The organism is Streptomyces sp. NPDC051243, assembly GCF_044455405.1.
In the GTDB taxonomy this organism is placed as follows: Bacteria; Actinomycetota; Actinomycetes; order Streptomycetales; family Streptomycetaceae; genus Streptomyces.
On record NZ_JBITES010000012.1, the window covers coordinates 114,957 to 136,933 of the forward strand.

Here is a 21,977-nt window from a genome sequence, read left to right on the forward strand (position 1 = left end):
AGGGCTGCACGCCGCCATGGTTCTGTTCAGGGGTACCAGGAAATCGGTCGGAGGACTGTACGGAGTCAACGGCTCGCTTTCCGCGGTGTCCTTCGTAAGGTCGCTACATGACCGTTTTGGATGAGGCACCGGGTGAGCCGATCGACGCCCGCGGGCGGACCGCCGAGCTGCACGAGATCCGTGCGCAGGCGCTGGCCGGCCCGAGCGAGAAGGCGACCGCGGCGCAGCACGCCAAGGGCAAGCTGACCGCCCGGGAGCGGATCGAGCTGCTGCTGGACCCGGGTTCCTTCCGGGAGGTCGAGCAGCTGCGCCGGCACCGCGCGGTCGGGTTCGGCCTGGAGGCCAAGAAGCCGTACACCGACGGTGTCATCACCGGCTGGGGCACGGTGGAGGGCCGTACGGTCTTCGTGTACGCCCATGACTTCCGTATCTTCGGCGGCGCGCTGGGCGAGGCCCACGCCACCAAGATCCACAAGATCATGGACATGGCCATCGCGGCGGGCGCGCCGCTGGTCTCCCTGAACGACGGCGCGGGCGCCCGTATCCAGGAGGGCGTCTCCGCCCTCGCCGGCTACGGCGGCATCTTCCAGCGCAACACCAAGGCGTCGGGCGTCATCCCGCAGATCAGCGTCATGCTGGGCCCGTGCGCGGGCGGCGCGGCGTACAGCCCCGCCCTGACGGACTTCGTCTTCATGGTCCGTGAGACCTCGCAGATGTTCATCACCGGCCCGGACGTGGTCAAGGCGGTGACCGGCGAGGAGATCACCCAGAACGGACTCGGCGGCGCGGACGTGCACGCGGAGACCTCCGGCGTGTGCCACTTCGCGTACGACGACGAGGAGACCTGCATCGCCGAGGTGCGCTACCTCCTGTCCCTGCTCCCGCAGAACAACCGCGAGAACCCGCCCCGCGTGGAGTCCACGGACGCGCCGGACCGCCGCAGCGAGGTGCTGCTGGACCTGGTACCGGCGGACGGCAACCGGCCGTACGACATGGCGAAGGTCATCGAGGAGATCGTCGACGACGGCGAGTACCTCGAGGTCCACGAGCGCTGGGCGCGGAACATCATCTGCGCGCTGGCCCGCCTGGACGGCCAGGTGGTCGGCATCATCGCCAACCAACCGCAGGTGCTGGCCGGTGTGCTGGACATCGAGGCGTCGGAAAAAGCTGCGCGCTTTGTCCAGATGTGTGACGCTTTTAACATCCCGATCGTCACCTTCCTGGACGTCCCCGGCTTCCTCCCGGGTGTCGACCAGGAGCACGGCGGAATCATCCGGCACGGCGCGAAGCTCCTCTACGCCTACTGCAACGCGACCGTGCCGAGGATCTCGCTGATCCTGCGCAAGGCGTACGGAGGTGCCTACATCGTGATGGACAGCCAGTCCATCGGCGCGGACCTCACCTATGCCTGGCCGACGAACGAGATCGCCGTGATGGGCGCGGAGGGTGCGGCCAACGTCATCTTCCGCCGGCAGATCGCCGAGGCCGAGGACCCCGAGGCCATGCGGGCCCGCATGGTCAAGGAGTACAAGTCCGAGCTCATGCACCCCTACTACGCGGCCGAGCGTGGCCTGGTCGACGACGTCATCGACCCCGCGGAGACCCGCGAGGTCCTCGTCCGCTCCCTGGCGATGCTCCAGACCAAGCACGCCGACCTGCCGTCCCGCAAGCACGGCAACCCCCCGCAGTAACCCACCGGTACCGCTGCGGAAACCTCTCTCACGGAGACTGACACCCATGAACCTCCCTGATATTCGCGTCGAGAAGGGCCACGCCGAGCCCGAGGAAGTCGCGGCCATCACCGCGATCCTCCTGGCCCGTGCCGCCGCCCAGCCCGCCACGACCCCGACCCACCGCGGCCGCGCGAAGGCGGGCTGGCGCCGCCTGGAGCGCGAGCCGGGCTTCCGGGCCCCGCACAGCTGGCGCTGATGCCCGCGGCGCTCGTACGGCCCCGTTCTCCCCGTGGGAGGGCGGGGCCGTCGGTTTTTGCGCCCGAGAGCTCGGGGGGGGGCGGTCTCGGGGGCGGCTGCGGGTAGTCGGGGGCCGTTCGCACAGTTCCCCGCGCCCCTGAGGTGGGACCAGTGGTCCGGCCTTCAGGGGCGCGGGGAACTGCGCGAACGGCCACTGGGCTGCCGCGGACGGCAGACAACCGTCCGTGGCAGCCCAGTGGCCGCACCAGCGACTACCTACCGCAGTCGGGCCATCAGCGCGTGCTCGACCAGCGTGATCAGCGCCGACTTCGCGTCCGCGCGGTGGCGGGCGTCGGTCGTGATGATCGGGGTGTCGGGGCCGATCTGGAGGGCCTCACGGACCTCGTCCGGGTTGTACGGCTGGTTGCCGTCGAAGCCGTTGAGGGCGATGACGAAGGGCAGGCCGCTGTTCTCGAAGTAGTCGACCGCGGGGAAGCAGTCGGCGAGGCGGCGGGTGTCCACCAGGACGATCGCGCCGATGGCGCCGCGCACCAGGTCGTCCCACATGAACCAGAAGCGGTCCTGGCCCGGCGTACCGAAGAGGTACAGGATCAGGTCCTGGTCCAGGGTGATACGGCCGAAGTCCATGGCCACCGTGGTGGTGGTCTTGTCCCCGGTGTGGGTGAGGTCGTCGATGCCCGCCGAAGCAGACGTCATGACGGCCTCTGTGCGCAGCGGGTTGATCTCCGAGACGGCGCCGACGAACGTGGTCTTGCCCACGCCGAAGCCGCCCGCCACCACGATCTTCGCGGAGGTGGTGGAGCGGGAAGGACCGCCGCTAGAGCTTGCGAAGTCCACTGAGCACCCTTTCGAGCAGTGTCACGTCTGGCTGGCCGCCGGCGTTCTCGTCGCCGCCGGGCTGATGGATGGCGACCAGTCCCGCCTCCGCCAAGTCGGCGACGAGGATCCTGGCCACGCCGAGAGGGATCGTGAGGAGAGCGGAGACTTCCGCCACCGACTTGATCTCCCGGCAGAGGTTGCAGATCCGCTGATGCTCGGGCAACTGGCCCTGCATCTGGTGCGGCTGCGCGGTGGTGTGCACCAGCGCCTCGATGGCGAGCTGGTAGCGCGGGCGCGTCCGGCCGCCGGTCATGGCGTACGGGCGCACCAGGGGGTTGTTCGACGCCCCGGCGGGCGCCGGCTCAGGGGCGCGTCGCTGCGGCTGCACCGGCTGGATGCGCGGCGCCGACGGCTGGTCGTACGGGGAGGGCCCGGGGCCCTGAGGGGCGTACGGCTGCCGCTGGCTGGGCTGGGAGGGGAAGTTGTACCGGTTCTGGGAACCGTCGCCGTGCCCCTGGGCAGGGCCGTACGACCAGTTGCCCGATGACGAACCGTCTGGGGGTGTTGCCACTTTCTCTCCTCCTCCGACTGTGCCTGGCACCCATCATGTGGAGCCGCGTCCCGAAACCTTACGGCCCCGGGACGCCAAAACGCACCGACTGTCTGTTAGTTGAGCAGGCTGCCTTGGAGCTCCGCACGAAGATCCGGCGTCAGGACCGTACCGGCACGGTCGACGAGAAGCGCCATCTCGTACCCGATGAGGCCGATGTCCGCCTCCGGGTGAGCGAGGACCGCGAGTGACGAACCGTCGGAGATGGACATGATGAAGAGGAATCCCCGCTCCATCTCCACAACCGTCTGGTTCACGCTGCCGCCCTCGAAGATGCGGGAGGCGCCTGCCGTCAGAGACGTCAGACCGGAGGCGACGGCCGCGAGCTGGTCGGCGCGGTCGCGGGGAAAGCCTTCGGACATCGCCAGAAGGAGTCCGTCGGCGGAGACCACCACCGTGTGCGACACCCCGGGGGTGTTGTCCACGAAATTGGTGATCAACCAGTTCAGGTTCTGTGCCGCCTGGCTCATCGGGCTCACACTAACGCTCCTGGTTGTAGGTGCTGTCAGGACCGAAGCCCTGGCCGTTCGTTTCACTTCCCGCACTGCGACCCCGCTGGACACCCCGGCGCAGGTTGCTCAGCCTGCCCCTGACGTCCTCGGGAGCGCGGGAGACCTGTGGGCCGCCCTGTGGGGTGGCTGCGGCGGCTCCCTCGACCAGGTTGGCCTTGGGTACCCGCCGCGGCAGACCGGAGGAGGTGACCCCGCCTGCCTTGGGCTTCCGGAGCTGCGCGGCCTGCTGCCAGCGGTCGTCGTTCTGCGAACGCCAGCTGCTGTCGCCGTTGCTCTCCGGGGTGGGGGCCGGCGCTTCCTGCCGCGCGGGCCGCGCGCCGTTGGTGCCGTTCGCGACGGACCCGCGGCGCGGAAGCCCGGCGTCGGTCAGCGCGTGGCCGGCGGCGGGAGCCGGTCCCGGACGGTCGAAGCCTACGCGGTCACGCTCGTTCGCGTCATCGGCCTGAGCGGATTCCGTTTCCGGAGCGTAACTGTCCGGATAACCGTTGCGGTAGCCGTTCGACTGCGGCCAGTCGTCCTGCTGACGCCGCTGTTCGAAGGCCGGGAAGCTCTCCGGCGCGGAGGCACTCGCGGCCGCCGGCTCCTCGCGGGCAGGCTCCGGATACGCGGGCTCGGGGTAGCCACCGCCGGACGAGAAGGTGTCGTTCCGCGGCAGGCCGCCGTTCGGCGCGAAGTACTGGTCGTCGTACGACTGCTGCTGCGGCTCGTCGTATGCGGCCCGCTGAGGCTCCTCGTACGCCGCCTGCTGCTCCTCGTACGACGTCTGCCGCTGCTCCTCGTACGCCGGCTGCTGGGCGTACCCGCCGGGCTGCTCGGGGAAGCCGTTCTGGCCGTCGTAGCCGGGCTGACCGGTGAACTCGTCGTACCCGGGCCTCTCCGGGGCCTCCTGGCCGGGCTGCTGGCCGTGCGCCTGGGCCTCCAGGGCCGCACGGCGCTCCTCGCGCATCAGGGAGCGGCCGACGGGGTCCAGCTCGCGGATGTCGTCCGGGACCTCGGTGTAGCGGCTGTCGTCGAAGCCGAGCTCCGCGGCCGTACGCATCGGCTGCTGGTTGAAGTTCTCACCCTGGAAGTTCTGCTCCGGGATGATCTGGGAGACGGTGAACTCGTCCTGGGCCGGCTGCTGCTCGCCGCCACCGCCGTGCGTGATCGCGTCCGGCAGCATGACCAGCGAGGTGGTGCCGGCCTGCTCGCCGGAGGGGCGGAGCTGGACGCGGATGCCGTGCCGGTCGGACAGCCGGCCGACCACGAACAGGCCCATGCGCTGCGAGATCGCGGCGTCCACCGTCGGCGGGTTGGCCAGCTTGTGGTTGATGTCGGCGAAGTCCTCGGCGGTGAGGCCGATGCCCTTGTCGTGGATCTCGATCATGACCCGACCGTCGGGGAGACGGGTGGCGGTCACACGAACCTTGGTCTGCGGGGAGGAGAACGTCGTCGCGTTCTCAAGGAGCTCGGCGAGCAGGTGCACGAGGTCGGTCACGGCGCGGCCGTGGATCTCGGCCTCCGGGACGCCGGAGAGCTCGATGCGCTCGTACTGCTCCACCTCGGAGGAGGCGGCGCGCAGGACGTCGACCAGCGGGACCGGCTGGTCCCAGCGACGGCCGGGCTCCTCGCCGGCGAGGACCAGGAGGTTCTCGCCGTTGCGGCGCATACGAGTCGCGAGGTGGTCCAGCCGGAAGAGGTTCTCCAGCTGGTCCGGGTCGGCCTCGTTGTTCTCCAGGTCGGTGATCAGGGTCAGCTGGCCCTCGATCAGCGACTGGTTGCGGCGCGACAGGTTGGTGAAGATCGCGTTGATGTTGCCCCGCAGCAGGGCCTGCTCGGCGGCGAGCCGGACGGCCTCGCGGTGGACCTGGTCGAAGGCGCGGGCGACCTCGCCGATCTCGTCCCGGGTGTTGATCGGGATGGGCGCGACCCGGGTGTCCACGCGGCCGGGGTCGGTGCGCGAGAGCTGGTCGACCAGCATCGGCAGGCGCTGCTCGGCGATGCCGAAGGCGGCGTTGCGCAGCTGGCGCATCGAGCGGGACATCTGGCGGGCCACCATGCCGGCCAGGATGAACGCGGCGAGCAGGGCGACCACGACGGCGGCACCGGTGATGAGGGCGTCGCGCTTGGCGTCGTCGGCGATGTCGGAGGCCTCGTTCACCGCCGTGTCGGCCAGGTCGGACTCGATCTGGCGGTAGGCGTTGAACTTGAGGGTGTTGACCGCCCACCAGTTCTCGGCGGTGACGCCCTTCTGGGCGAGCGCGGCACGCTCGGCGGCGTCCGTGGACTGCAGGCCCGCGATGAGCTTGATCATGTCGGCCGTCTTGGCCGGCGGCGGCACATAGTCCGGGTTCTTGGCCTTGGCCTCCTTGGCCAGGGCCGCGCCCTCGGTCCTGATCTGGGCCTCGGCGTCCTTGAGCTTCTGCTCGTCGGCCTCGGTGCCACCGCCGATGTACTCCTGGACGGCGATGCCTTCCAGATACGCGTACGAGGTGAGGGCGACCCGCTGGCTGGCGAAACTCTCCGCGGTCGGGCCGGGCTTGACCAGCAGGTGCATGCCGATGGAGCGCTGCAGCGACAGGGCCGCCTTGGTGAGCTCGATGGCGTAGACCGTGCGGCCGTAGGAGGTGATGTTGCCGGTGCCCAGACCGAGCTCGTTGGCGAACTCCGTCAGGGGGTGCGCGACCTTGACGTAGCCCTCTTCGGTCTGCACGCCGGTCAGCTGTTTGCCGTACGCCTGGGAGCGCAGGCCGGTGAGCTCGGGCTCGACTTCCCGGAACTCGCTCAGGCGGCGTTCCAGACCAGCCTTCTGCGGCATGTTCTGCGTGGCCGCGTCGAACTCGTCGGCGGCCTTGTCCGTGAGGTCACGGGCTTCCTTGACCGTCGTGTCGTCCTCGCCCTTGCCCTGCAGCAGCGGGGCGGCGGTGATGTCACGCTCGTTGTAGAGGGCGTCGGCGTAGTTCAGGGAGGCCCGCACCAGACGCGCGGTGTTCTCCGCGTCCTCGGCCTCCTGCCAGGTGTCGATCGAGCTCTTCACCTGGAAGCCGCCCATGACGAGGCCGACGATCACGGGTATGAGCAGGATCGCGTTCAGCCGGGTCGGCACGCGCCAGTTGCGCGGGGAGAGGCGGCCGCCGCTGGGCGCCGGTGTGGCCGCTGGTTCCGATCCGGGCACAGGGACAGGCGCCGCTCCGCGCGGCGGCGGGGTGAAGTTGCCCCGGGCCGACGGCTCGGGACTGTTCTTGCTTCGCCTCACTCGACCAACAACCTTCCGGCGGGGTCGGCACCTACGTTGTGCCGCAGTGTCTCAGAGCCCGGTTCGCCTAGGAGTACGCAGTACTGCTGAGTACGTCTTTGACTATTGGGCAGTTCAGGCATTCCAGCACGTCGGCCTGCGCTCTTCCAAACAGTGGAAGCGGCGGATTCGGAGTGATGTAAGCCCCAGATAAAACGGTCATAAAGAGCGAGCCCCGTCAAAAGACGGGGCATTTGTGCGCGTAGCGAGACCGCTTGACCGCGACGAGTGGCCGTACCACCCGATTCCTCTGCCGAAACGTTATGAACAAGGGAGCCGGCCGTGTCAAAGGCCACAGCCGGCTCCGCCACATCTACGACAACTGCCGTACGACGCTGCTTACTTGATCTACCGCAGTCGGGCCATCAGCGCGTGCTCGACCAGCGTGATCAGCGCACTCTTGGCATCGGAGCGGTGCCGGGCGTCCGTCGTGATGATCGGGGTGTCCGGACCGATCTGCAGCGCTTCCCGCACTTCCTCGGGCTGGTAGGGCTGATGCCCGTCGAAGCCGTTGAGGGCCACGACGAACGGCAGCCCGCTGTTCTCGAAGTAGTCGACCGCCGGGAAGCAATCCGCCAGGCGCCGGGTGTCCACGAGCACCACCGCGCCGATGGCGCCGCGTACGAGGTCGTCCCACATGAACCAGAAGCGGTCCTGGCCAGGCGTACCGAAGAGGTACAGGATCAGGTCCTGGTCCAGGGTGATACGGCCGAAGTCCATGGCCACCGTGGTGGTGGTCTTGTCCCCGGTGTGCGTGAGGTCGTCGATGCCCGCGCTCGCGGACGTCATGACGGCCTCGGTGCGCAGCGGGTTGATCTCCGAGACGGCGCCGACGAACGTGGTCTTGCCCACGCCGAAGCCACCCGCCACCACGATCTTGGCGGAGGTGGTCGCCCGGCCCGGTTCAGAGCTTGCGAAGTCCACTGAGCACCCTTTCGAGCAGCGTCACGTCCGGAGCGCCGCCGTTGTTCTCGTCGCCACCCGGCTGGTGGATGGCGACCAGGCCGGCCTCAGCGAGGTCGGCGACGAGGATCCTGGCCACGCCCAGCGGCATGGACAGCAGCGCGGAGACCTCGGCGACCGACTTCACCTCACGGCACAGGTGGCAGATGCGCTGGTGCTCGGGCAGGAGCCCCATGAGCGCTGCCGGGTCGGCCGTCGTGCTGATCAGGGCCTCGATGGCCAGCTGGTAGCGCGGCCGGGTCCGGCCGCCGGTCATCGCGTAAGGACGTACCAGCGGCTGGTCGCCCTCATCCTCGTACGGCTCCGCGTACGGATCATGAGAGGCGGTGGGCGGGGTCATGAATCCTCCGGGCGGGGACAGCAAGTCGGTCAGTCAAGCCGTCCTGGTGGTGGCCGGTGGGGGGATTGTGGCGGCCGGACGGTGATTTGGTGAGACGGGTGGATCCGCGGGTGATCAGTGGAGCAGACTGCCTTGGAGCTCGGCGCGCAGGTCCGGCGTGAGCACCGCGCCCGCGCGGTCGACCAGCAGCGCCATCTCGTAGCCGACGAGGCCGATGTCGCATTCGGGGTGTGCCAGGACGGCGAGTGACGACCCGTCCGAGACGGACATCAGGAAGAGGAATCCCCGCTCCATCTCAACGACCGTCTGTGCCACGTTGCCGCCCTCGAAGATCCGGGACGCTCCTGCCGTGAGCGAGGTAAGACCCGACGCGACGGCCGCCAACTGGTCGGCACGGTCGCGCGGGAAGCCCTCGGACATCGCCAACAGGAGGCCGTCGGCGGACACGACGACGGTGTGGGACACCCCGGGGGTGTTGTCCACGAAGTTGGTGATCAACCAGTTGAGGTTCTGTGCCGCCTGGCTCATCTGGCTCAACTAACGCTCCTGCTGGTGAGTGGGGCTCGGGAAACTGCCCGTCTGGCCGGTGCCGGCCTGACGACCCTGCGCGATGCCCCGACGGAGATTGGTCAGCCGGCCACGTACGTCGTCAGGCGAACGCGAGACCTGCGGACCGGGTTGGTGCTGTTGCTGCTGAGCCGTACCCGGGACGAGGTTCGCCCTGGGCACCCGGCGCGGCAGGCCGGAGGTGGTGACACCGCCCGCGGCCGGCTGCCGGACGCGCTCCGCCTGCCGGACGAGGTCGTCGTTCGGCGAGCTTCGCCACGCGGCGGTGGACGCGGGAGGCTGGGAAGGCGCCGCAGGGGCCTGCGGCTGCTGCGGAGCGGAGGCAGGAGCGGAGCCGTTGGCGCCGGGGTGGCGTCCCTGACCCTGCTGGCTGCCGTGGAACCAGTTGGTCTCGAGCGTGTCGTACAGCGGGGTACGACCGTCGCCGGGACCGCTCGCGGGAGGCAGCGCCTCGGGCTCCTGGCGGGCGGGCCGCTGCTGCGGGCGCGCCGGGGCCGGGGGCTGCGGGGCGCCGTAGCCGGAGCCGCCGCCGTACGTGCCATTGGCCTGGGGCCGCTCGAACTGTCCGGTGGACTCGGGGTTCTGGCGGCCGGGCAGGGCGTGCTGGCCCGTCGAGCTGCCGTCGTACGCCTGCGGTGCGGCGAACTGGCCGGTCTGCGACGAGGTGTTCTGCCCGCCCGGGGCGCCGAAGACGTCGGGGCGGACGAACTGACCCGTGTTCTGCTGACCGGTCCCACCGGACTGGGGGAACTCGGGGGCCGAGCCCGGGCCCTGGTGGCTGTCGAAGCGCGGGATCGCCGGTATCTCCGCCGTCGCGCCAGGGCCCTGACGGTCGTCGATCCGCGGCATCCGGGACGTCTGCGCGGGGTCCTCGTCGTGCCCGCGCGGGGCGTCGAGCGAGGCGCGCGGCACCGGCGGCTGGGCGTTCTCGTCGCTCCAGCTGGGCGTGCGCGGCTGGTTGCCGCCCGGCAGCTCGGCCCGCGCACCACCGCGCGGCGGAAGCTGCGGCCGACGGCCACGACGACCCTTCTCGCTACCGGCGGACGGGGAAGCGGACGGCGGCGACGCGGGACCCTGCGGCCGGGACTGGTCGCGTCCGGCGGAGCCGCCGAAGGCGTCCTGACGCGCACCGAAGGCGTCCTGACGGGAACCGAACGTGTCCTGGCCGGCCCCGAAGGCGTCCTGGCCGAACGGGTCCTGACCGGCGCCCGCCGCCTGGAGCCCCTGCGGAGCACCCGGGGCCTGGCCGCCGAACCCGGCGCCCGCACCGGCCGGAGGCCGGCCCTGCGAGGGAGCGCCCGGACCCTGGGGCCCGCGCGGCGCGCCCGGTCCACCCGGGACCCCGCCACCGTCACGCCCGGGGAGCGCGGCCCGCGGTCCCTGACCGGCGCCGAGCCGGCCCCCGCCGGACGCACCGGCCCCGCCGCCGAGCGCACCGCCCGGCGCGCCCGCGCCGAGGGAGCCGCCACCGGCCTGGGCCTGGCGACGGGCGGCTGCCGCACCGGCGGCGGCCTGCGCGGCGGCCGGACCACCGGAGCCACCGGGACCGCCCTGGCCGGGCTTGCCCGGAGCGGGCTTCTTGCCGCCCTGGGCGACGTCGACGGGCAGCATGACCAGCGCGGTCGTACCACCGGAGTCGGACGGACGCAGCTGGATGCGGATGCCGTGGCGCTGCGACAGACGACCGACCACGAACAGACCCATGCGGCGGGACACCGAGACGTCCACGGTGGGCGGCGAGGCGAGCCGCTCGTTGATCGCCGCGAGGTCCTCGGGGGAGAGGCCGATACCGGTGTCGTGGATCTCGATCAGGACACGGCCGTCGGGCAGCGCGTGACCGGTGACCTTGACCTTGGTCTGCGGGGAGGAGAACGAGGTCGCGTTCTCGAGGAGCTCGGCGAGCAGGTGCACGAGGTCGTTGACCACGCGGCCGGCCACTTCGGTGGTCGGCACGGAGGCCAGCTCGATGCGCTCGTACTGCTCCACCTCGGACGCGGCGGCACGGAGCACGTCGACCAGCGGGACCGGGCGGGTCCAGCGTCGGCCGGGCTCCTCACCGGCGAGGACGAGGAGGTTCTCACCGTTACGGCGCATACGCGTCGCGAGGTGGTCGAGCTTGAACAGCGAGGACAGCTGGTCCGGGTCGGCCTCGCGGGACTCCAGTTCGGAGATGAGCGACAGCTGACGCTGGATGAGGCCCTGGGAGCGGCGCGAGAGGTTGGTGAACATCGCGTTGACGTTGCCCCGCAGCAGGGCCTGCTCGGCGGCGAGGCGGACCGCCTCGCGGTGCACGTCGTCGAAGGCCGCGGCCACCTGGCCGATCTCGTCCCGGGAGTGCACACCGACCGACTCGACGGAGGTGTCGACGTCCTGCGGGTCGGACTCGGACAGCTGCTTGACCAGCTCGGGCAGGCGGTCCTGGGCGACCTTGGTGGCGGTCTCCTCCAGGCGGCGCAGCGAGCGGATCATGGACCGGGCCACGACGAAGGCGCCGACCAGCGAGACACCGAGCACGAGCAGGATCAGCGCACCGGAGATGATCGCCTCGCGCTCCGACTCGTTGCGCAGCTCGCGGGCCTTCTGCTCCATGTCCTCCAGCAGCGTCGTCTCGATGGCGCGCATCTGCTGGAGCTTGGTGGTGCTGTCGTCGACCCAGTCGCGGTAGGACCGCTTGTCCAGCGACGCCAGACCGTTCGCGGAGGTCAGGGCCCGGCTGGCGTAGGTGTCGCTGGCCTTGATCGTCGGGTTGTTCTCGCCGATCGGCTTCAGGAGCTCCTCGGCGGCCTCCGTGCCGTAGATGCTCTTGAAGCTGCGGAGCTCGGAGTTCTGGCTCTCCAGCGCCGAGTCGGCGTACAGCCGGTCGTTCTCCGACAGGTCGCCCTCGGAGGTGCTGTTCGCCGGCAGCGCCGCCGCGAGGACGGCGCGCTGGATGGACGCGTACTCCTTGGCCGAGGAGAAGGCGGCCAGGGCACGCGTGCTCTGGATCATCTCCGGGTTGCTCGTCGCCTCGGCCATGTCCTGCGAGAGCTCGAGCAGGTGCGTGATGACCCGGTGGTAGGCCTCCACGGTCTGCGTGGAGTTGCCCTCGGCGTCGTAGGCGACGTTGCGGATCTCGGAGAGCGTGCCCAGTTCGCGGACGAGCTGGACGATGTTGTCGCGGACGCCGCGGAGGTTGCCGTCCTTGCTGTTGTTGTCGATCTCCTCCGAGGCGTCCCGGAAGCTCTGCGCGGCCCGGTCCGTCTTGTCCCGGAAGCCCTTGACCGTGTAGTCGGTCGCCTTGCCGCCGTGCGCGAGCGGACCCGCGGACTGGTCGCGCTCCTCCTGGAGCGCGGTGGCGAGCTCGGTGGCGCGCTTGGTCATGTCCGTCAGCAGCTTCATGTTCTCGAGCTGCTGGATGTCGTCCATGTTGTCGCTGATGCGCAGCGCGCCCAGCGAGGTGGCCGCGACCACGGGGAGTGTCAGCAGCGCCACGAGGCGCGTGGAGATACGCCAGTTGCGCAGGGCTATTCGTGAGCCGGGGCCGACGGGGCCCTTCGGCGGCTTCTTCGTCGGTGGCGTGGGGGGAGTCGCCGAGCCCGAGGACGCCGACACGGCCGGACGCCCGGAGCGGTCACCGCCGTCGACCGACGGCGCCGGGCCCGGGTTCTGGGCGTGCTGGGGCGAGGGACCTCGGTCGGTCCCGCCGTGCTCCGGCTCCGCCGAAGCGCTGCCATCCCTCTTGAAACGTCCCTGCACTAGCGTCGCAACCTCTGGACCAGGCGCCCTTCCGCGTGAGCGGACGGACACGGTGTCGGCGTAGTAGGGAGCGTCCTGAACACGCTCCCTGATGGTCGTGATGGACCGGCGCTGGCTCCCCCTTCTCGCCGCCACTCGGCGCTCGAGGCGCCCCCTGTGCGCCGGCTCGATCCTGCGGCGGTCCGTGGAATTCCAGCACAGTGCAGGATCTCCAACAAGGCCCGTAGGTCGAGCCGTGACATACGTGACACCACGTGAGGGCGAGATTACCTGCCGTAGAAACTTATCCCACCCAAAACGGACCTATGCCCGCGATCCTCTCACGCGCGGGAGGTGTCCCAGTCGCCATGATCAGGAGCGGAATGATGGGTTCAGGTGCCCAATGTCCGTTTCGTTGGGGTGAATTGCAGGCCCGGATTGACCGTTTTGTCCGCCGATCCGTGAGGAAACTCACACGCGGATCAAGGGGTCTCGATGAGTTCCCCGGGGAATTGGATGTTTAGCCTGACGCTTTACAAGAGGGAAGCTTCTGCCAACCCGCGCCCGGTCACAGGCCGCTCTGCGGCCGCCCCCGGCGCTCCGTCACGACAGGACTCAGAACAACCGTGAAGACGACGACGATGTTCCGCACCATAGCCAACCCGCGGCGCACGACGCTGGCGCACCTCGACGACGCCGACGAACTGCAGACCCCGCAGCAGCCGGAGCACTCCGTCGATCTTCCCACGCAGACCGCCAACCCCAAGCGCACCATCCTCCAGGAGATCCCCGTCACCGCCGCCGCCCAGTAGTACGCGCGCGGGCCGCCGATTGTTCAAACGCGTACGAACGTTTGGCGGTGGGTCACGTACCCGCGAAGGTCTCGACGGTGCCGGAGGATTCCGGACGGCTCCGTACGACGGTCAGGGCGCCCGCGGTAATACGCGAGGCGCCCACCCCTCCCCGCGTTAGCCTGGAGCGTCAGACTCCAGCCAGCTCAGTGAGGGGCGCAAGGATCCCGTGCGCATCGCCAGATTCTCCATCGACGGGAACGTCGCCTTCGGCGCGGTCGAGGGCGACAAGCCGGACGAGCTCGTCCTCGACATCATCAAGGGCATCCCGTTCGCGGACTTCGAGCTCTCCGGCACGAAGGTGCCACTGAGCAAGGTCAGGCTGCTGCCGCCGGTGCTCCCCAACAAGGTCGTGGCCTTCGGCCGCAACTACGCCGAGCACGCCCGCGAACTCGGCAACGAGGTGCCCGACGCCCCGTTCGCCTTCTTCAAGCCGTCCACCGCGGTCATCGGACCCGGCGACGAGATCCAGTACCCGTCCTTCACCGAGGACCTCCATCACGAGGCCGAACTGGCCGTCGTCATCGGCCGCATGTGCCGCGAGGTCCCGCGCGAGCGCGTCAAGGACGTGATCTTCGGCTTCACCTGCGCCAACGACATCACCGCGCGGGACGTCCAGAAGCGCGAGAAGCAGTGGGCGCGGGCCAAGGGCTTCGACACCTCCTGCCCGCTCGGCCCCTGGGTGGAGACGGACCTGGACCTCGAAACGGCGTCCGACCTGACGATCCAGCTCACGGTCAACGGCGAACAGCGCCAGCTCGGCCGGACCAGCGAGATGATCCACTCCATCGAGGACCTGATCGTCAACATCTCCGAGGCCATGACGCTGCTCCCCGGCGACGTGATCCTCACGGGCACCCCCGCAGGGGTCGGCCCCCTCAACGTCGGCGACGAGGTCGCCGTCACCATCGAAGGCATCGGCACTCTCACCAACAAGGTTGTCAAGCGTGGCTAGCGCACCCGGCTCCCCCGTTCGCGTCCGTTTCTGCCCCTCGCCCACCGGTAACCCCCACGTGGGCCTGGTCCGCACCGCCCTGTTCAACTGGGCGTTCGCCCGGCACCACCAGGGCACCCTGGTCTTCCGCATCGAGGACACCGACGCGGCCCGCGACTCGGAGGAGTCGTACAACCAGCTGCTCGACTCGATGCGCTGGCTCGGCTTCGACTGGGACGAGGGCCCCGAGATCGGCGGCCCGCACGCGCCGTACCGCCAGTCGCAGCGCATGGACCTCTACAAGGAGGTCGCGCAGAAGCTGCTCGACGGCGGCTACGCCTACCGCTGCTACTGCTCGCAGGAGGAGCTGGACACCCGCCGGGAGGCGGCCCGCGCCGCCGGCAAGCCGTCCGGCTACGACGGCCACTGCCGCGAGCTGACCGAGGCGCAGGTCGAGGAGTACCGGGCCCAGGGCCGCGCGCCGATCGTCCGCTTCCGCATGCCCGACGAGACGATCACCTTCACGGACCTGGTCCGCGGCGAGCTGACCTTCACCCCGGAGAACGTCCCGGACTACGGGATCGTACGAGCCAACGGGGCGCCCCTGTACACGCTCGTGAACCCCGTCGACGACGCCCTGATGGAGATCACCCACGTCCTGCGCGGCGAGGATCTGCTCTCCTCGACGCCCCGTCAGATCGCCCTCTACAAGGCGCTGATGGAGCTGGGCATCGCCAAGCGGATCCCGGCCTTCGGGCACCTGCCGTACGTGATGGGCGAGGGCAACAAGAAGCTCTCCAAGCGCGACCCGCAGTCCTCGCTCAACCTCTACCGCGAGCGCGGCTTCCTGCCCGAGGGCCTGCTCAACTACCTCTCCCTCCTCGGCTGGTCGCTCTCCGCCGACCAGGACATCTTCACGACGGACGAGATGGTCGCGGCCTTCGACATCGCGGACGTGAACCCCAACCCGGCCCGCTTCGACCTGAAGAAGTGCGAGTCGATCAACGGCGACCACATCCGCCTGCTGGATGTGAAGGACTTCACCGAGCGCTGCCGCCCGTGGCTCCAGGCCCCGTTCGCCCCCTGGGCCCCCGAGGCCTTCGACGAGGTGAAGTGGCAGGCGATCGCCCCGCACGCCCAGACCCGGCTGAAGGTCCTGTCGGAGATCACGGACAACGTCGACTTCCTCTTCCTCGCCGAGCCGGTCTTCGACGAGCCGTCCTGGACGAAGGCGATGAAGGAGGGCTCGGACGCCCTCCTGCGCACGGCCCGCGAGAAGCTGGACGCGGCCGACTGGACCTCCCCGGAGTCCCTGAAGGAGGCCGTCCTGGCGGCCGGCGAGGCCCACGGCCTCAAGCTCGGCAAGGCCCAGGCCCCGGTCCGTGTCGCCGTCACCGGCCGCACCGTCGGCCTGCCGCTCTTCGAGTCCCTGGAGGTCCTGGGCAAGGAGAAGACCCTGGCCCGGATCGACGCGGCGCTGGCGAAGCTGGCGGCGTGACGCACGCACGCATGAGGGGCGGCACCCGGTTGTCCGGGTGCCGCCCCTCGGGCGTTCCTGTCAGACGGCGTCGCTCTCGTCGATCAGGTACGCGAACTCGTCGAAGATCTCCAGTACGACGATGACCATGATGGCCCCCGCGACCATGTACTCCAGCAATACGCCGGGAGCCACGTACGCCTTCCGAAGGTGTTCGTCAGGGCCGAGCGGCGCGGTCGCGTTCTTGCGGAAGGGGTCACGCGCCAGTATCCGCACAGCCGTGTCCAGCTGGGCTCGACGCTCGCCGGGCAGACCGTCGTAGGCCTCGCGTGCCTCGACGGTGAACTGGACTCGATACTCGCTCATGCCCCCAGTGTGCCAGTTCAGGGCGTTGTCAGTGCCGGGCTCTACTGTTCCGACATCGCGCCCTGCCGCCCCGCGCAGCGGCGCCGAAGTCCCCTGCCGCTCAAGGCAATCCACCCCGGAAAGGCGCCGTCATGCCGATGTCCGCTCGCGACTACACCTGGATGTTCACACCCGGAGCCACGTTCACGGAGGAGTCCGGCACCATCGGTGTGATCCACGTCCGGGACGGCGGCGAACTGTCCCTGCCGACCGGCCGCGTCGTCGCCTGCGACCCCTTCGTCTACCTGGGCGAGGGCGACATCGAGCCCTTCACGGCCACCGTCGAGCCCGGCCGCTACCGCGTCGAGGCGGCCGTCGTCACCCTCACCCGCCCTGATCAGCCCGCGTCCGACCGGCCCCACCACCGCGTGGCCGCCGCCCGCCTCGTCATACGTGACGAACCGACCGCCATCTGGGAACTCGCCCTCCTGCCCGGCCAGGACCCCGACCAGCTCGGCGAGGACGAGTTCTACGGCTACGGCGTCGACGCGGGCACCGGCTGCTTCTACGACGCCTCGGCCGACGGCTCCTTCCCCGAGTGCGTGGAGGACGAGGGCCCGCTCTGGGACTCCTTCGACGACGAGGACTGGGCCCCCGGCCCCCACCTGGTCACCTCTCCGAGCAGTGGCGCCACCCTGGCCGCCTTCACCTCCGGCTGGGGCGACGGCTGCTACCCCACATGGATCGGCCGTACCTCCGCCGGCGACGTCACCTGCTTCGTCACGGACTTCTTCGTCGCGCCGGATCCCGCCGACGTAGCCGAGGGAGCCGAGGCAGCCGGGTGACAAGCACCGTTCCACGGACGCGGCGCCCATGACCGCGTTACCGTCGGATCATGAGCATTCGGGCCGTGGTCTGGGACGTCGACGACACCCTGTTCGACTACACCGGTGCCGACCGTGCCGGAATGCGCCTGCATCTCGCGGCCGAGGGCCTGCTCGACGGGTACGACGGCGTCGAGCAGGCCCTCGTGCGCTGGCGGGAGATCACCGACCGGCAGTGGGCGCGGTTCTCAGCCGGTGAGGTGTCCTTCGAGGCGCAGCGCCGGGACCGGGTGCGGGTCTTCCTGGGCGAGGAGCTGAGCGACGCCGAAGCCGACGCGTGGTTCCAGCGGTACATCGCGCACTACGAGACCGTCTGGGCCCTCTTCCCGGACGTCCTGCCCGTCCTGGACGCCCTCGCCGCCAGCCACCGGCACGCGGTGCTGTCCAACTCCAGCATCCACGTCCAGGACCGCAAGCTGCGCGTGCTCGGCGTGCACGACCGTTTCGAGGCGATCCTGTGCGCGGCCGAGCTCGGTGTCTCCAAGCCGGAGGCCGGCGCCTTCCACGCCGCCTGCGCCGCGCTGGAGCTCGCCCCGCACCAGGTCGCCTATGTCGGCGATCACCCCGAGATCGACGGGCGGGGTGCCGCGGAGGCCGGGCTGCTGTCGGTGTGGATCGACCGTGACGGCGTGTACACCAGCGATGACGCCCTCGGAGGACGGCACCGGATCGCCTCTCTCGCCGAACTCCCCGCGCTGCTCGGCGCGGATACTCGTTTTGGAGCCCCGTCCACCTTCAGGTAATGTTCTTCCTGCGCCGCCGGGGAGCGGGCCGAAAGGCCGGAAACCCGGAGGAGCAAACTAGAACAAGATCCCCCTCAGGGGCTTGCGTTCCAGTGGCCTATGGTGTAATTGGCAGCACGACTGATTCTGGTTCAGTTAGTCTTGGTTCGAGTCCAGGTAGGCCAGCTCGCAGAGCTCATCTGCAAAGCCCCCGTTGTGTAGCGGCCTAGCACGCTGCCCTCTCAAGGCAGTAGCGCCGGTTCGAATCCGGTCGGGGGTACGGATCCTTCGGGATCAAGGCCCCCGTTGTGTAGCGGCCTAGCACGCCGCCCTCTCAAGGCGGTAGCGCCGGTTCGAATCCGGTCGGGGGTACTGACTGGTCTAAACCACATTGGTCTATGGTGTAATTGGCAGCACGACTGATTCTGGTTCAGTTAGTCTTGGTTCGAGTCCAGGTAGACCAGCTCGGGCCTGCGGAAACGCAGAGTCCACGCCCCCGTTGTGTAGCGGCCTAGCACGCCGCCCTCTCAAGGCGGTAGCGCCGGTTCGAATCCGGTCGGGGGTACAGAATGAAGGCCCTCCGCTTCGGCGGAGGGCCTTCGCCATGTCCGGTGCCGGCTACTCGAAGCCGTACCGCCGCGCCGACTCCTCCTCCTGAGCCAGCCGGTGCAGCGCCTGGAGCATCGGCTCGACGAGGACGGTGCCCAGGACCGCCGTCTCGACCCTCTCCGCCTCCGACCCGTGGCTCTCCACGAAGTTCAGGTCGAGGACGGCCGCGCCGTGCATCAACCGCGCGTACGCCAGCAGTAGTTGAGGGTCCCAGTCGTAACCGGTCCGGCGCAGCGCGGCCATCGCCACCACCAGCGAGCGGTAGGACGGCGAGATCGTGACCAGAGCCTGGGCGTTCGACCAGCCCAGGGACTCCAGCAGTTCGTCGGCCGCCTCGTGCGCGGCACGGACGTGCTCGTCCTCCTCGTCCGGCTCGGGGGCCTGTGGCAGGGCCCACAGTGCCGCACCCATCCGGATGGTGCGGGGCAGCGAGTCGTCGTCGACGTGCCCGAGCACCTCACGGACGGTCGCCACCGGGATCCGGCCGACCTGGATCATCGCGCGCACCAGGCGCAGCCGGCGCAGATGGTCCTCGTCGTACTCGGCGGTGCGGGCGTTGATCTGGCGACCGGGCGCCAACAGGCCTTCGCGCAGGTAGTACTTGATCGTCGCGATGGGCACCCCGCTGTGCTCACTGAGTTCGGCCAGCCGCATGTCTTGCGCCTCTCGTTGGGGAGTGCCACTATCCAAGCTTCCACCAGGAGGATAGTGCTGCTATCCGACGAGGGAGTATGCGCGGGACGGCGACCGGGGGCTGCGAGGGGCAGCGAGGAGCGGGCGGGGAAGGTGCGGGGGCATGTAGGGCTGTGGCATGAGTGCAACTCCCTGGCGGCGCGGGGAACTGCGCACCGGCCACGACGGCGCGGCGGACGGCCGGTGGTTGCAGGTTCTGCACCGTTGGGGCTCCGCATGCGGAATGGTGCAGGCCGTATGTGACTGGTCGCGCCCACGCGGCGGAGCCGCAAATCGATACAGCCCCGCGCCCCTGGGGCGCGCGTCACCTGACCGTCGGGAAAGGGCCGCCGCGGCGTTGAGGCTGCCCCTTCCCGGTACGGCGATGTCGCGCCCTCAGCCCGTACGGCGCAGCGCCTCCGAGAGGCGAGCCGCGGCGTCGATGACCGCCTGGGCGTGCATACGGCCCGGGTGGCGCGTGAGGCGCTCGATCGGGCCGGAGACCGACACGGCGGCCACCACGCGGTTCGACGGGCCTCGTACGGGCGCGGAGACGGACGCGACGCCAGGCTCGCGCTCGCCGATCGACTGGGCCCAGCCACGGCGTCGTACGCCCGACAGGGCCGTGGCCGTGAAGCGGGCGCCCTGCAGACCGCGGTGCAGGCGCTCCGGCTCCTCCCAGGCCATGAGGATCTGCGCCGAGGAGCCCGCCTTCATCGTGAGCGTCGAGCCGACCGGGACCGTGTCCCGGAGGCCGGACAGGCGTTCCGCCGCGGCGACGCAGATGCGCATGTCGCCCTGGCGGCGGTAGAGCTGCGCACTCTCGCCGGTGACGTCACGGAGGTGGGTGAGGACCGGGCCCGCCGTGGCGAGGAGACGGTCCTCACCGGCCGCCGCGGCCAGTTCCGCCAGGCGAGGGCCGAGAATGAAACGGCCCTGCATGTCACGCGCCACCATGCGGTGGTGTTCCAGAGCCACGGCCAGCCGATGGGCCGTGGGTCGTGCCAGTCCGGTGGCCGAGACGAGCCCCGCGAGGGTGGCCGGACCGGACTCCAGGGCGCTCAGGACAAGGGCTGCCTTGTCCAGAACGCCGACGCCGCTACTGTTGTCCATGAAACGATACTCGCGTCTCACTCTGTGAAACGCAAGTTCAATTTTCGGTGGAACACGCCACTCTGGAAGACACGAAGGCAGAGCGGCCCGCGAAACGAAACGGGCCTGGCGGCGGGCGCCCGTACACAGGGGCGTGGGCGGTGGCCGCCTTCTCAAGATCTCTAGTTGGGCCGGTGGACCGTATGCCGGCCGGAGGGAAAGCGATGGGTAGGACACTCGCGGAGAAGGTCTGGGACGACCATGTCGTCCGGCGCGCCGAGGGCGAGCCCGACCTCCTCTTCATCGATCTGCACCTGCTGCACGAGGTGACCAGCCCGCAGGCCTTCGACGGCCTCCGCAAGAGCGGTCGCAAGGTGCGCCGGCTCGACCTGACCATCGCCACCGAGGACCACAACACCCCCACCCTCGACATCGACAAGCCCATCGCCGACCCGGTCTCCCGGGTCCAGCTGGAGACGCTGCGCAAGAACGCCGCCGAGTTCGGTGTGCGCCTGCACCCGCTGGGCGACGTCGAGCAGGGCGTCGTGCACGTCGTCGGCCCGCAGCTGGGCCTGACCCAGCCGGGCATGACCGTCGTCTGCGGTGACTCGCACACCTCCACGCACGGCGCCTTCGGCGGTCTGGCGTTCGGCATCGGCACCTCCCAGGTCGAGCACGTGCTGGCCACCCAGACGCTGCCCATGGCCCGCCCGAAGACCATGGCCATCACGGTCAACGGCGAGCTGCCCGAGGGCGTCACCGCCAAGGACCTGATCCTGGCGATCATCGCCAAGATCGGTACGGGCGGCGGCCAGGGCTATGTCCTGGAATACCGCGGCTCCGCCATCGAGAAGCTCTCGATGGAGGCCCGGATGACCATCTGCAACATGTCGATCGAGGCCGGCGCCCGCGCGGGCATGATCGCCCCCGACCAGACCACCTTCGACTACCTCGAGGGCCGTCCGCACGCCCCCAAGGGCGAGGACTGGGACGCCGCGGTCGCGTACTGGAAGACGCTGAAGACCGACGACGACGCCGAGTTCGACGCCGAGGTCGTCATCGAGGCCGCCGAGCTGTCGCCGTTCGTCACCTGGGGCACCAACCCGGGCCAGGGCGCCCCGCTTTCGGCGTCCGTCCCCGACCCGGCTTCGTACGAAGACGCTTCGGAGCGCCTCGCCGCCGAAAAGGCCCTGGAATACATGGGGTTGGAGGCCGGACAGCCGCTGCGCTCCATCAAGGTGGACACCGTCTTCGTAGGCTCCTGCACCAACGGCCGCATCGAGGACCTGCGCGCCGCCGCCGAGCTGCTGAAGGGCCGCAAAGTCGCCGACGGCGTACGCATGCTGGTCGTCCCCGGCTCCGCGCGGGTCGGTCTGCAGGCCGTCTCCGAGGGCCTGGACGTCGTCTTCAAGGAGGCCGGCGCCGAGTGGCGGCACGCGGGCTGCTCGATGTGCCTGGGCATGAACCCCGACCAGCTGGCCCCGGGTGAGCGCTCCGCGTCCACCTCCAACCGCAACTTCGAGGGTCGGCAGGGCAAGGGCGGTCGTACGCACCTGGTGTCGCCGCAGGTCGCGGCTGCCACCGCCGTGCTGGGCCACCTGGCCTCCCCGGCCGACCTGTCCGACGCCGAGACCCGTACGCCCGCTGGAGTCTGATCAGTC

At 69.9% G+C, this 21,977-nt stretch carries 19 protein-coding genes and 5 tRNA genes; 13 read left to right on the forward strand and 11 right to left on the reverse strand.

Features of this window, described 5'->3' with window-relative positions:
* Positions 1–107: 107 nt before the first annotated feature.
* Positions 108–1,691 (forward strand): acyl-CoA carboxylase subunit beta, encoded by a 1,584-nt coding sequence (locus tag ACIBAG_RS29530; protein ID WP_399109115.1) that lies wholly within the window; start codon positions 108–110, stop codon positions 1,689–1,691.
* Positions 1,692–1,737: 46 nt separating this feature from the next.
* Entirely contained in the window at positions 1,738–1,929 is a 192-nt protein-coding gene (locus tag ACIBAG_RS29535) for an acyl-CoA carboxylase subunit epsilon (protein ID WP_399109117.1), read from the forward strand.
* A gap of 257 nt (positions 1,930–2,186) precedes the next feature.
* Here ACIBAG_RS29535 and ACIBAG_RS29540 read toward each other — a convergent pair whose 3' ends face one another.
* The 8 genes from ACIBAG_RS29540 to ACIBAG_RS29575 all read right to left on the reverse strand — a co-directional run bounded on the left by ACIBAG_RS29540 (position 2,187) and on the right by ACIBAG_RS29575 (position 12,751).
* Positions 2,187–2,768 (reverse strand): ATP/GTP-binding protein, encoded by a 582-nt coding sequence (locus ACIBAG_RS29540; protein WP_026248371.1) that lies wholly within the window; start codon positions 2,766–2,768, stop codon positions 2,187–2,189.
* Entirely contained in the window at positions 2,749–3,321 is a 573-nt protein-coding gene (locus tag ACIBAG_RS29545; protein ID WP_399109119.1) for a DUF742 domain-containing protein, read from the reverse strand. Before ACIBAG_RS29545 ends, ACIBAG_RS29540 begins: the two co-directional genes overlap by 20 nt.
* Before the next feature lie 95 nt (positions 3,322–3,416).
* Positions 3,417–3,830, reverse strand: a complete 414-nt coding sequence (locus ACIBAG_RS29550; protein ID WP_004983065.1) for a roadblock/LC7 domain-containing protein — start codon at positions 3,828–3,830, stop codon at positions 3,417–3,419.
* Positions 3,831–3,840: 10 nt separating this feature from the next.
* Entirely contained in the window at positions 3,841–7,107 is a 3,267-nt protein-coding gene (locus tag ACIBAG_RS29555; protein WP_399109121.1) for a nitrate- and nitrite sensing domain-containing protein, read from the reverse strand.
* A 387-nt stretch (positions 7,108–7,494) separates the two neighbouring features.
* Positions 7,495–8,070, reverse strand: coding sequence for an ATP/GTP-binding protein (locus tag ACIBAG_RS29560; protein ID WP_388801008.1), 576 nt, complete (start codon positions 8,068–8,070; stop codon positions 7,495–7,497).
* Positions 8,051–8,449 carry a DUF742 domain-containing protein gene (locus tag ACIBAG_RS29565; protein ID WP_003997626.1) on the reverse strand — a complete coding sequence of 133 codons (399 nt, stop codon included), beginning with the start codon at positions 8,447–8,449 and terminating at the stop codon, positions 8,051–8,053. Before ACIBAG_RS29565 ends, ACIBAG_RS29560 begins: the two co-directional genes overlap by 20 nt.
* Positions 8,450–8,563: 114 nt before the next feature.
* Positions 8,564–8,977, reverse strand: coding sequence for a roadblock/LC7 domain-containing protein (locus tag ACIBAG_RS29570; protein WP_003973453.1), 414 nt, complete (start codon positions 8,975–8,977; stop codon positions 8,564–8,566).
* A gap of 9 nt (positions 8,978–8,986) precedes the next feature.
* Positions 8,987–12,751 (reverse strand): nitrate- and nitrite sensing domain-containing protein, encoded by a 3,765-nt coding sequence (locus tag ACIBAG_RS29575; protein WP_399109123.1) that lies wholly within the window; start codon positions 12,749–12,751, stop codon positions 8,987–8,989.
* A gap of 605 nt (positions 12,752–13,356) precedes the next feature.
* On the opposite strand from ACIBAG_RS29575, the gene ACIBAG_RS29580 reads away from it, so the two are divergent.
* The 3 genes from ACIBAG_RS29580 to gltX all read left to right on the forward strand — a co-directional run bounded on the left by ACIBAG_RS29580 (position 13,357) and on the right by gltX (position 16,013).
* On the forward strand, positions 13,357–13,542 hold the full coding sequence (locus ACIBAG_RS29580) for a hypothetical protein (protein WP_399109125.1): 186 nt from the start codon (positions 13,357–13,359) through the stop codon (positions 13,540–13,542).
* Between the two features lie 208 nt (positions 13,543–13,750).
* Positions 13,751–14,536, forward strand: coding sequence for a fumarylacetoacetate hydrolase family protein (locus tag ACIBAG_RS29585; protein WP_399109126.1), 786 nt, complete (start codon positions 13,751–13,753; stop codon positions 14,534–14,536).
* Positions 14,529–16,013 (forward strand): glutamate--tRNA ligase, encoded by a 1,485-nt coding sequence (gltX, locus tag ACIBAG_RS29590; protein ID WP_399109128.1) that lies wholly within the window; start codon positions 14,529–14,531, stop codon positions 16,011–16,013. Before ACIBAG_RS29585 ends, gltX begins: the two co-directional genes overlap by 8 nt.
* A gap of 60 nt (positions 16,014–16,073) precedes the next feature.
* Here the strand turns inward: gltX and ACIBAG_RS29595 are convergent, their stop codons facing one another.
* Positions 16,074–16,358: a type II toxin-antitoxin system RelE/ParE family toxin gene (locus tag ACIBAG_RS29595; protein ID WP_399109129.1), complete on the reverse strand. Its 285-nt coding sequence runs from the start codon at positions 16,356–16,358 to the stop codon at positions 16,074–16,076.
* Between the two features lie 131 nt (positions 16,359–16,489).
* On the opposite strand from ACIBAG_RS29595, the gene ACIBAG_RS29600 reads away from it, so the two are divergent.
* The 7 genes from ACIBAG_RS29600 (at position 16,490) to ACIBAG_RS29630 (ending at position 18,508) form a co-directional block, all read left to right on the forward strand.
* Positions 16,490–17,182 carry a DUF4241 domain-containing protein gene (locus ACIBAG_RS29600; RefSeq protein ID WP_399109131.1) on the forward strand — a complete coding sequence of 231 codons (693 nt, stop codon included), beginning with the start codon at positions 16,490–16,492 and terminating at the stop codon, positions 17,180–17,182.
* A gap of 50 nt (positions 17,183–17,232) precedes the next feature.
* On the forward strand, positions 17,233–17,964 hold the full coding sequence (locus ACIBAG_RS29605; protein ID WP_399109133.1) for an HAD family hydrolase: 732 nt from the start codon (positions 17,233–17,235) through the stop codon (positions 17,962–17,964).
* 93 nt (positions 17,965–18,057) lie between these two features.
* Positions 18,058–18,129 (forward strand) — tRNA-Gln (locus ACIBAG_RS29610).
* 21 nt (positions 18,130–18,150) lie between these two features.
* Positions 18,151–18,223 (forward strand) — tRNA-Glu (locus tag ACIBAG_RS29615).
* 19 nt (positions 18,224–18,242) lie between these two features.
* Positions 18,243–18,315, forward strand: a tRNA-Glu gene (locus ACIBAG_RS29620).
* Positions 18,316–18,335: 20 nt separating this feature from the next.
* Positions 18,336–18,407 (forward strand) — tRNA-Gln (locus ACIBAG_RS29625).
* Between the two features lie 28 nt (positions 18,408–18,435).
* A tRNA-Glu gene (locus ACIBAG_RS29630) sits at positions 18,436–18,508 on the forward strand.
* Positions 18,509–18,561: 53 nt separating this feature from the next.
* Here ACIBAG_RS29630 and ACIBAG_RS29635 read toward each other — a convergent pair.
* Both ACIBAG_RS29635 and ndgR read right to left on the reverse strand, forming a co-directional pair.
* Positions 18,562–19,206, reverse strand: coding sequence for a MerR family transcriptional regulator (locus tag ACIBAG_RS29635; RefSeq protein ID WP_399109134.1), 645 nt, complete (start codon positions 19,204–19,206; stop codon positions 18,562–18,564).
* Positions 19,207–19,620: 414 nt separating this feature from the next.
* Entirely contained in the window at positions 19,621–20,337 is a 717-nt protein-coding gene (gene ndgR / locus ACIBAG_RS29640) for an IclR family transcriptional regulator NdgR (protein WP_031485194.1), read from the reverse strand.
* A 203-nt stretch (positions 20,338–20,540) separates the two neighbouring features.
* On the opposite strand from ndgR, the gene leuC reads away from it, so the two are divergent.
* Entirely contained in the window at positions 20,541–21,971 is a 1,431-nt protein-coding gene (leuC, locus tag ACIBAG_RS29645; protein ID WP_399109136.1) for a 3-isopropylmalate dehydratase large subunit, read from the forward strand.
* Positions 21,972–21,977: the final 6 nt, after the last annotated feature.

Excerpts from the sequence above, each read along its gene's own strand:
- ACIBAG_RS29530 (WP_399109115.1), top strand. The coding sequence starts at position 108 with ATGACCGTTTTGGATGAGGCACCGGGTGAGCCGATCGACGCCCGCGGG.
- ACIBAG_RS29535 (WP_399109117.1), top strand. The coding sequence starts at position 1,738 with ATGAACCTCCCTGATATTCGCGTCGAGAAGGGCCACGCCGAGCCCGAG.
- ACIBAG_RS29550 (WP_004983065.1), bottom strand. The coding sequence starts at position 3,830 with ATGAGCCAGGCGGCACAGAACCTGAACTGGTTGATCACCAATTTCGTG.
- ACIBAG_RS29565 (WP_003997626.1), bottom strand. The coding sequence starts at position 8,449 with ATGACCCCGCCCACCGCCTCTCATGATCCGTACGCGGAGCCGTACGAG.
- ACIBAG_RS29570 (WP_003973453.1), bottom strand. The coding sequence starts at position 8,977 with ATGAGCCAGGCGGCACAGAACCTCAACTGGTTGATCACCAACTTCGTG.
- ACIBAG_RS29595 (WP_399109129.1), bottom strand. The coding sequence starts at position 16,358 with ATGAGCGAGTATCGAGTCCAGTTCACCGTCGAGGCACGCGAGGCCTAC.
- ACIBAG_RS29600 (WP_399109131.1), top strand. The coding sequence starts at position 16,490 with ATGCCGATGTCCGCTCGCGACTACACCTGGATGTTCACACCCGGAGCC.
- ACIBAG_RS29605 (WP_399109133.1), top strand. The coding sequence starts at position 17,233 with ATGAGCATTCGGGCCGTGGTCTGGGACGTCGACGACACCCTGTTCGAC.
- ACIBAG_RS29635 (WP_399109134.1), bottom strand. The coding sequence starts at position 19,206 with ATGCGGCTGGCCGAACTCAGTGAGCACAGCGGGGTGCCCATCGCGACG.
- ndgR (WP_031485194.1), bottom strand. The coding sequence starts at position 20,337 with ATGGACAACAGTAGCGGCGTCGGCGTTCTGGACAAGGCAGCCCTTGTC.
- leuC (WP_399109136.1), top strand. The coding sequence starts at position 20,541 with ATGGGTAGGACACTCGCGGAGAAGGTCTGGGACGACCATGTCGTCCGG.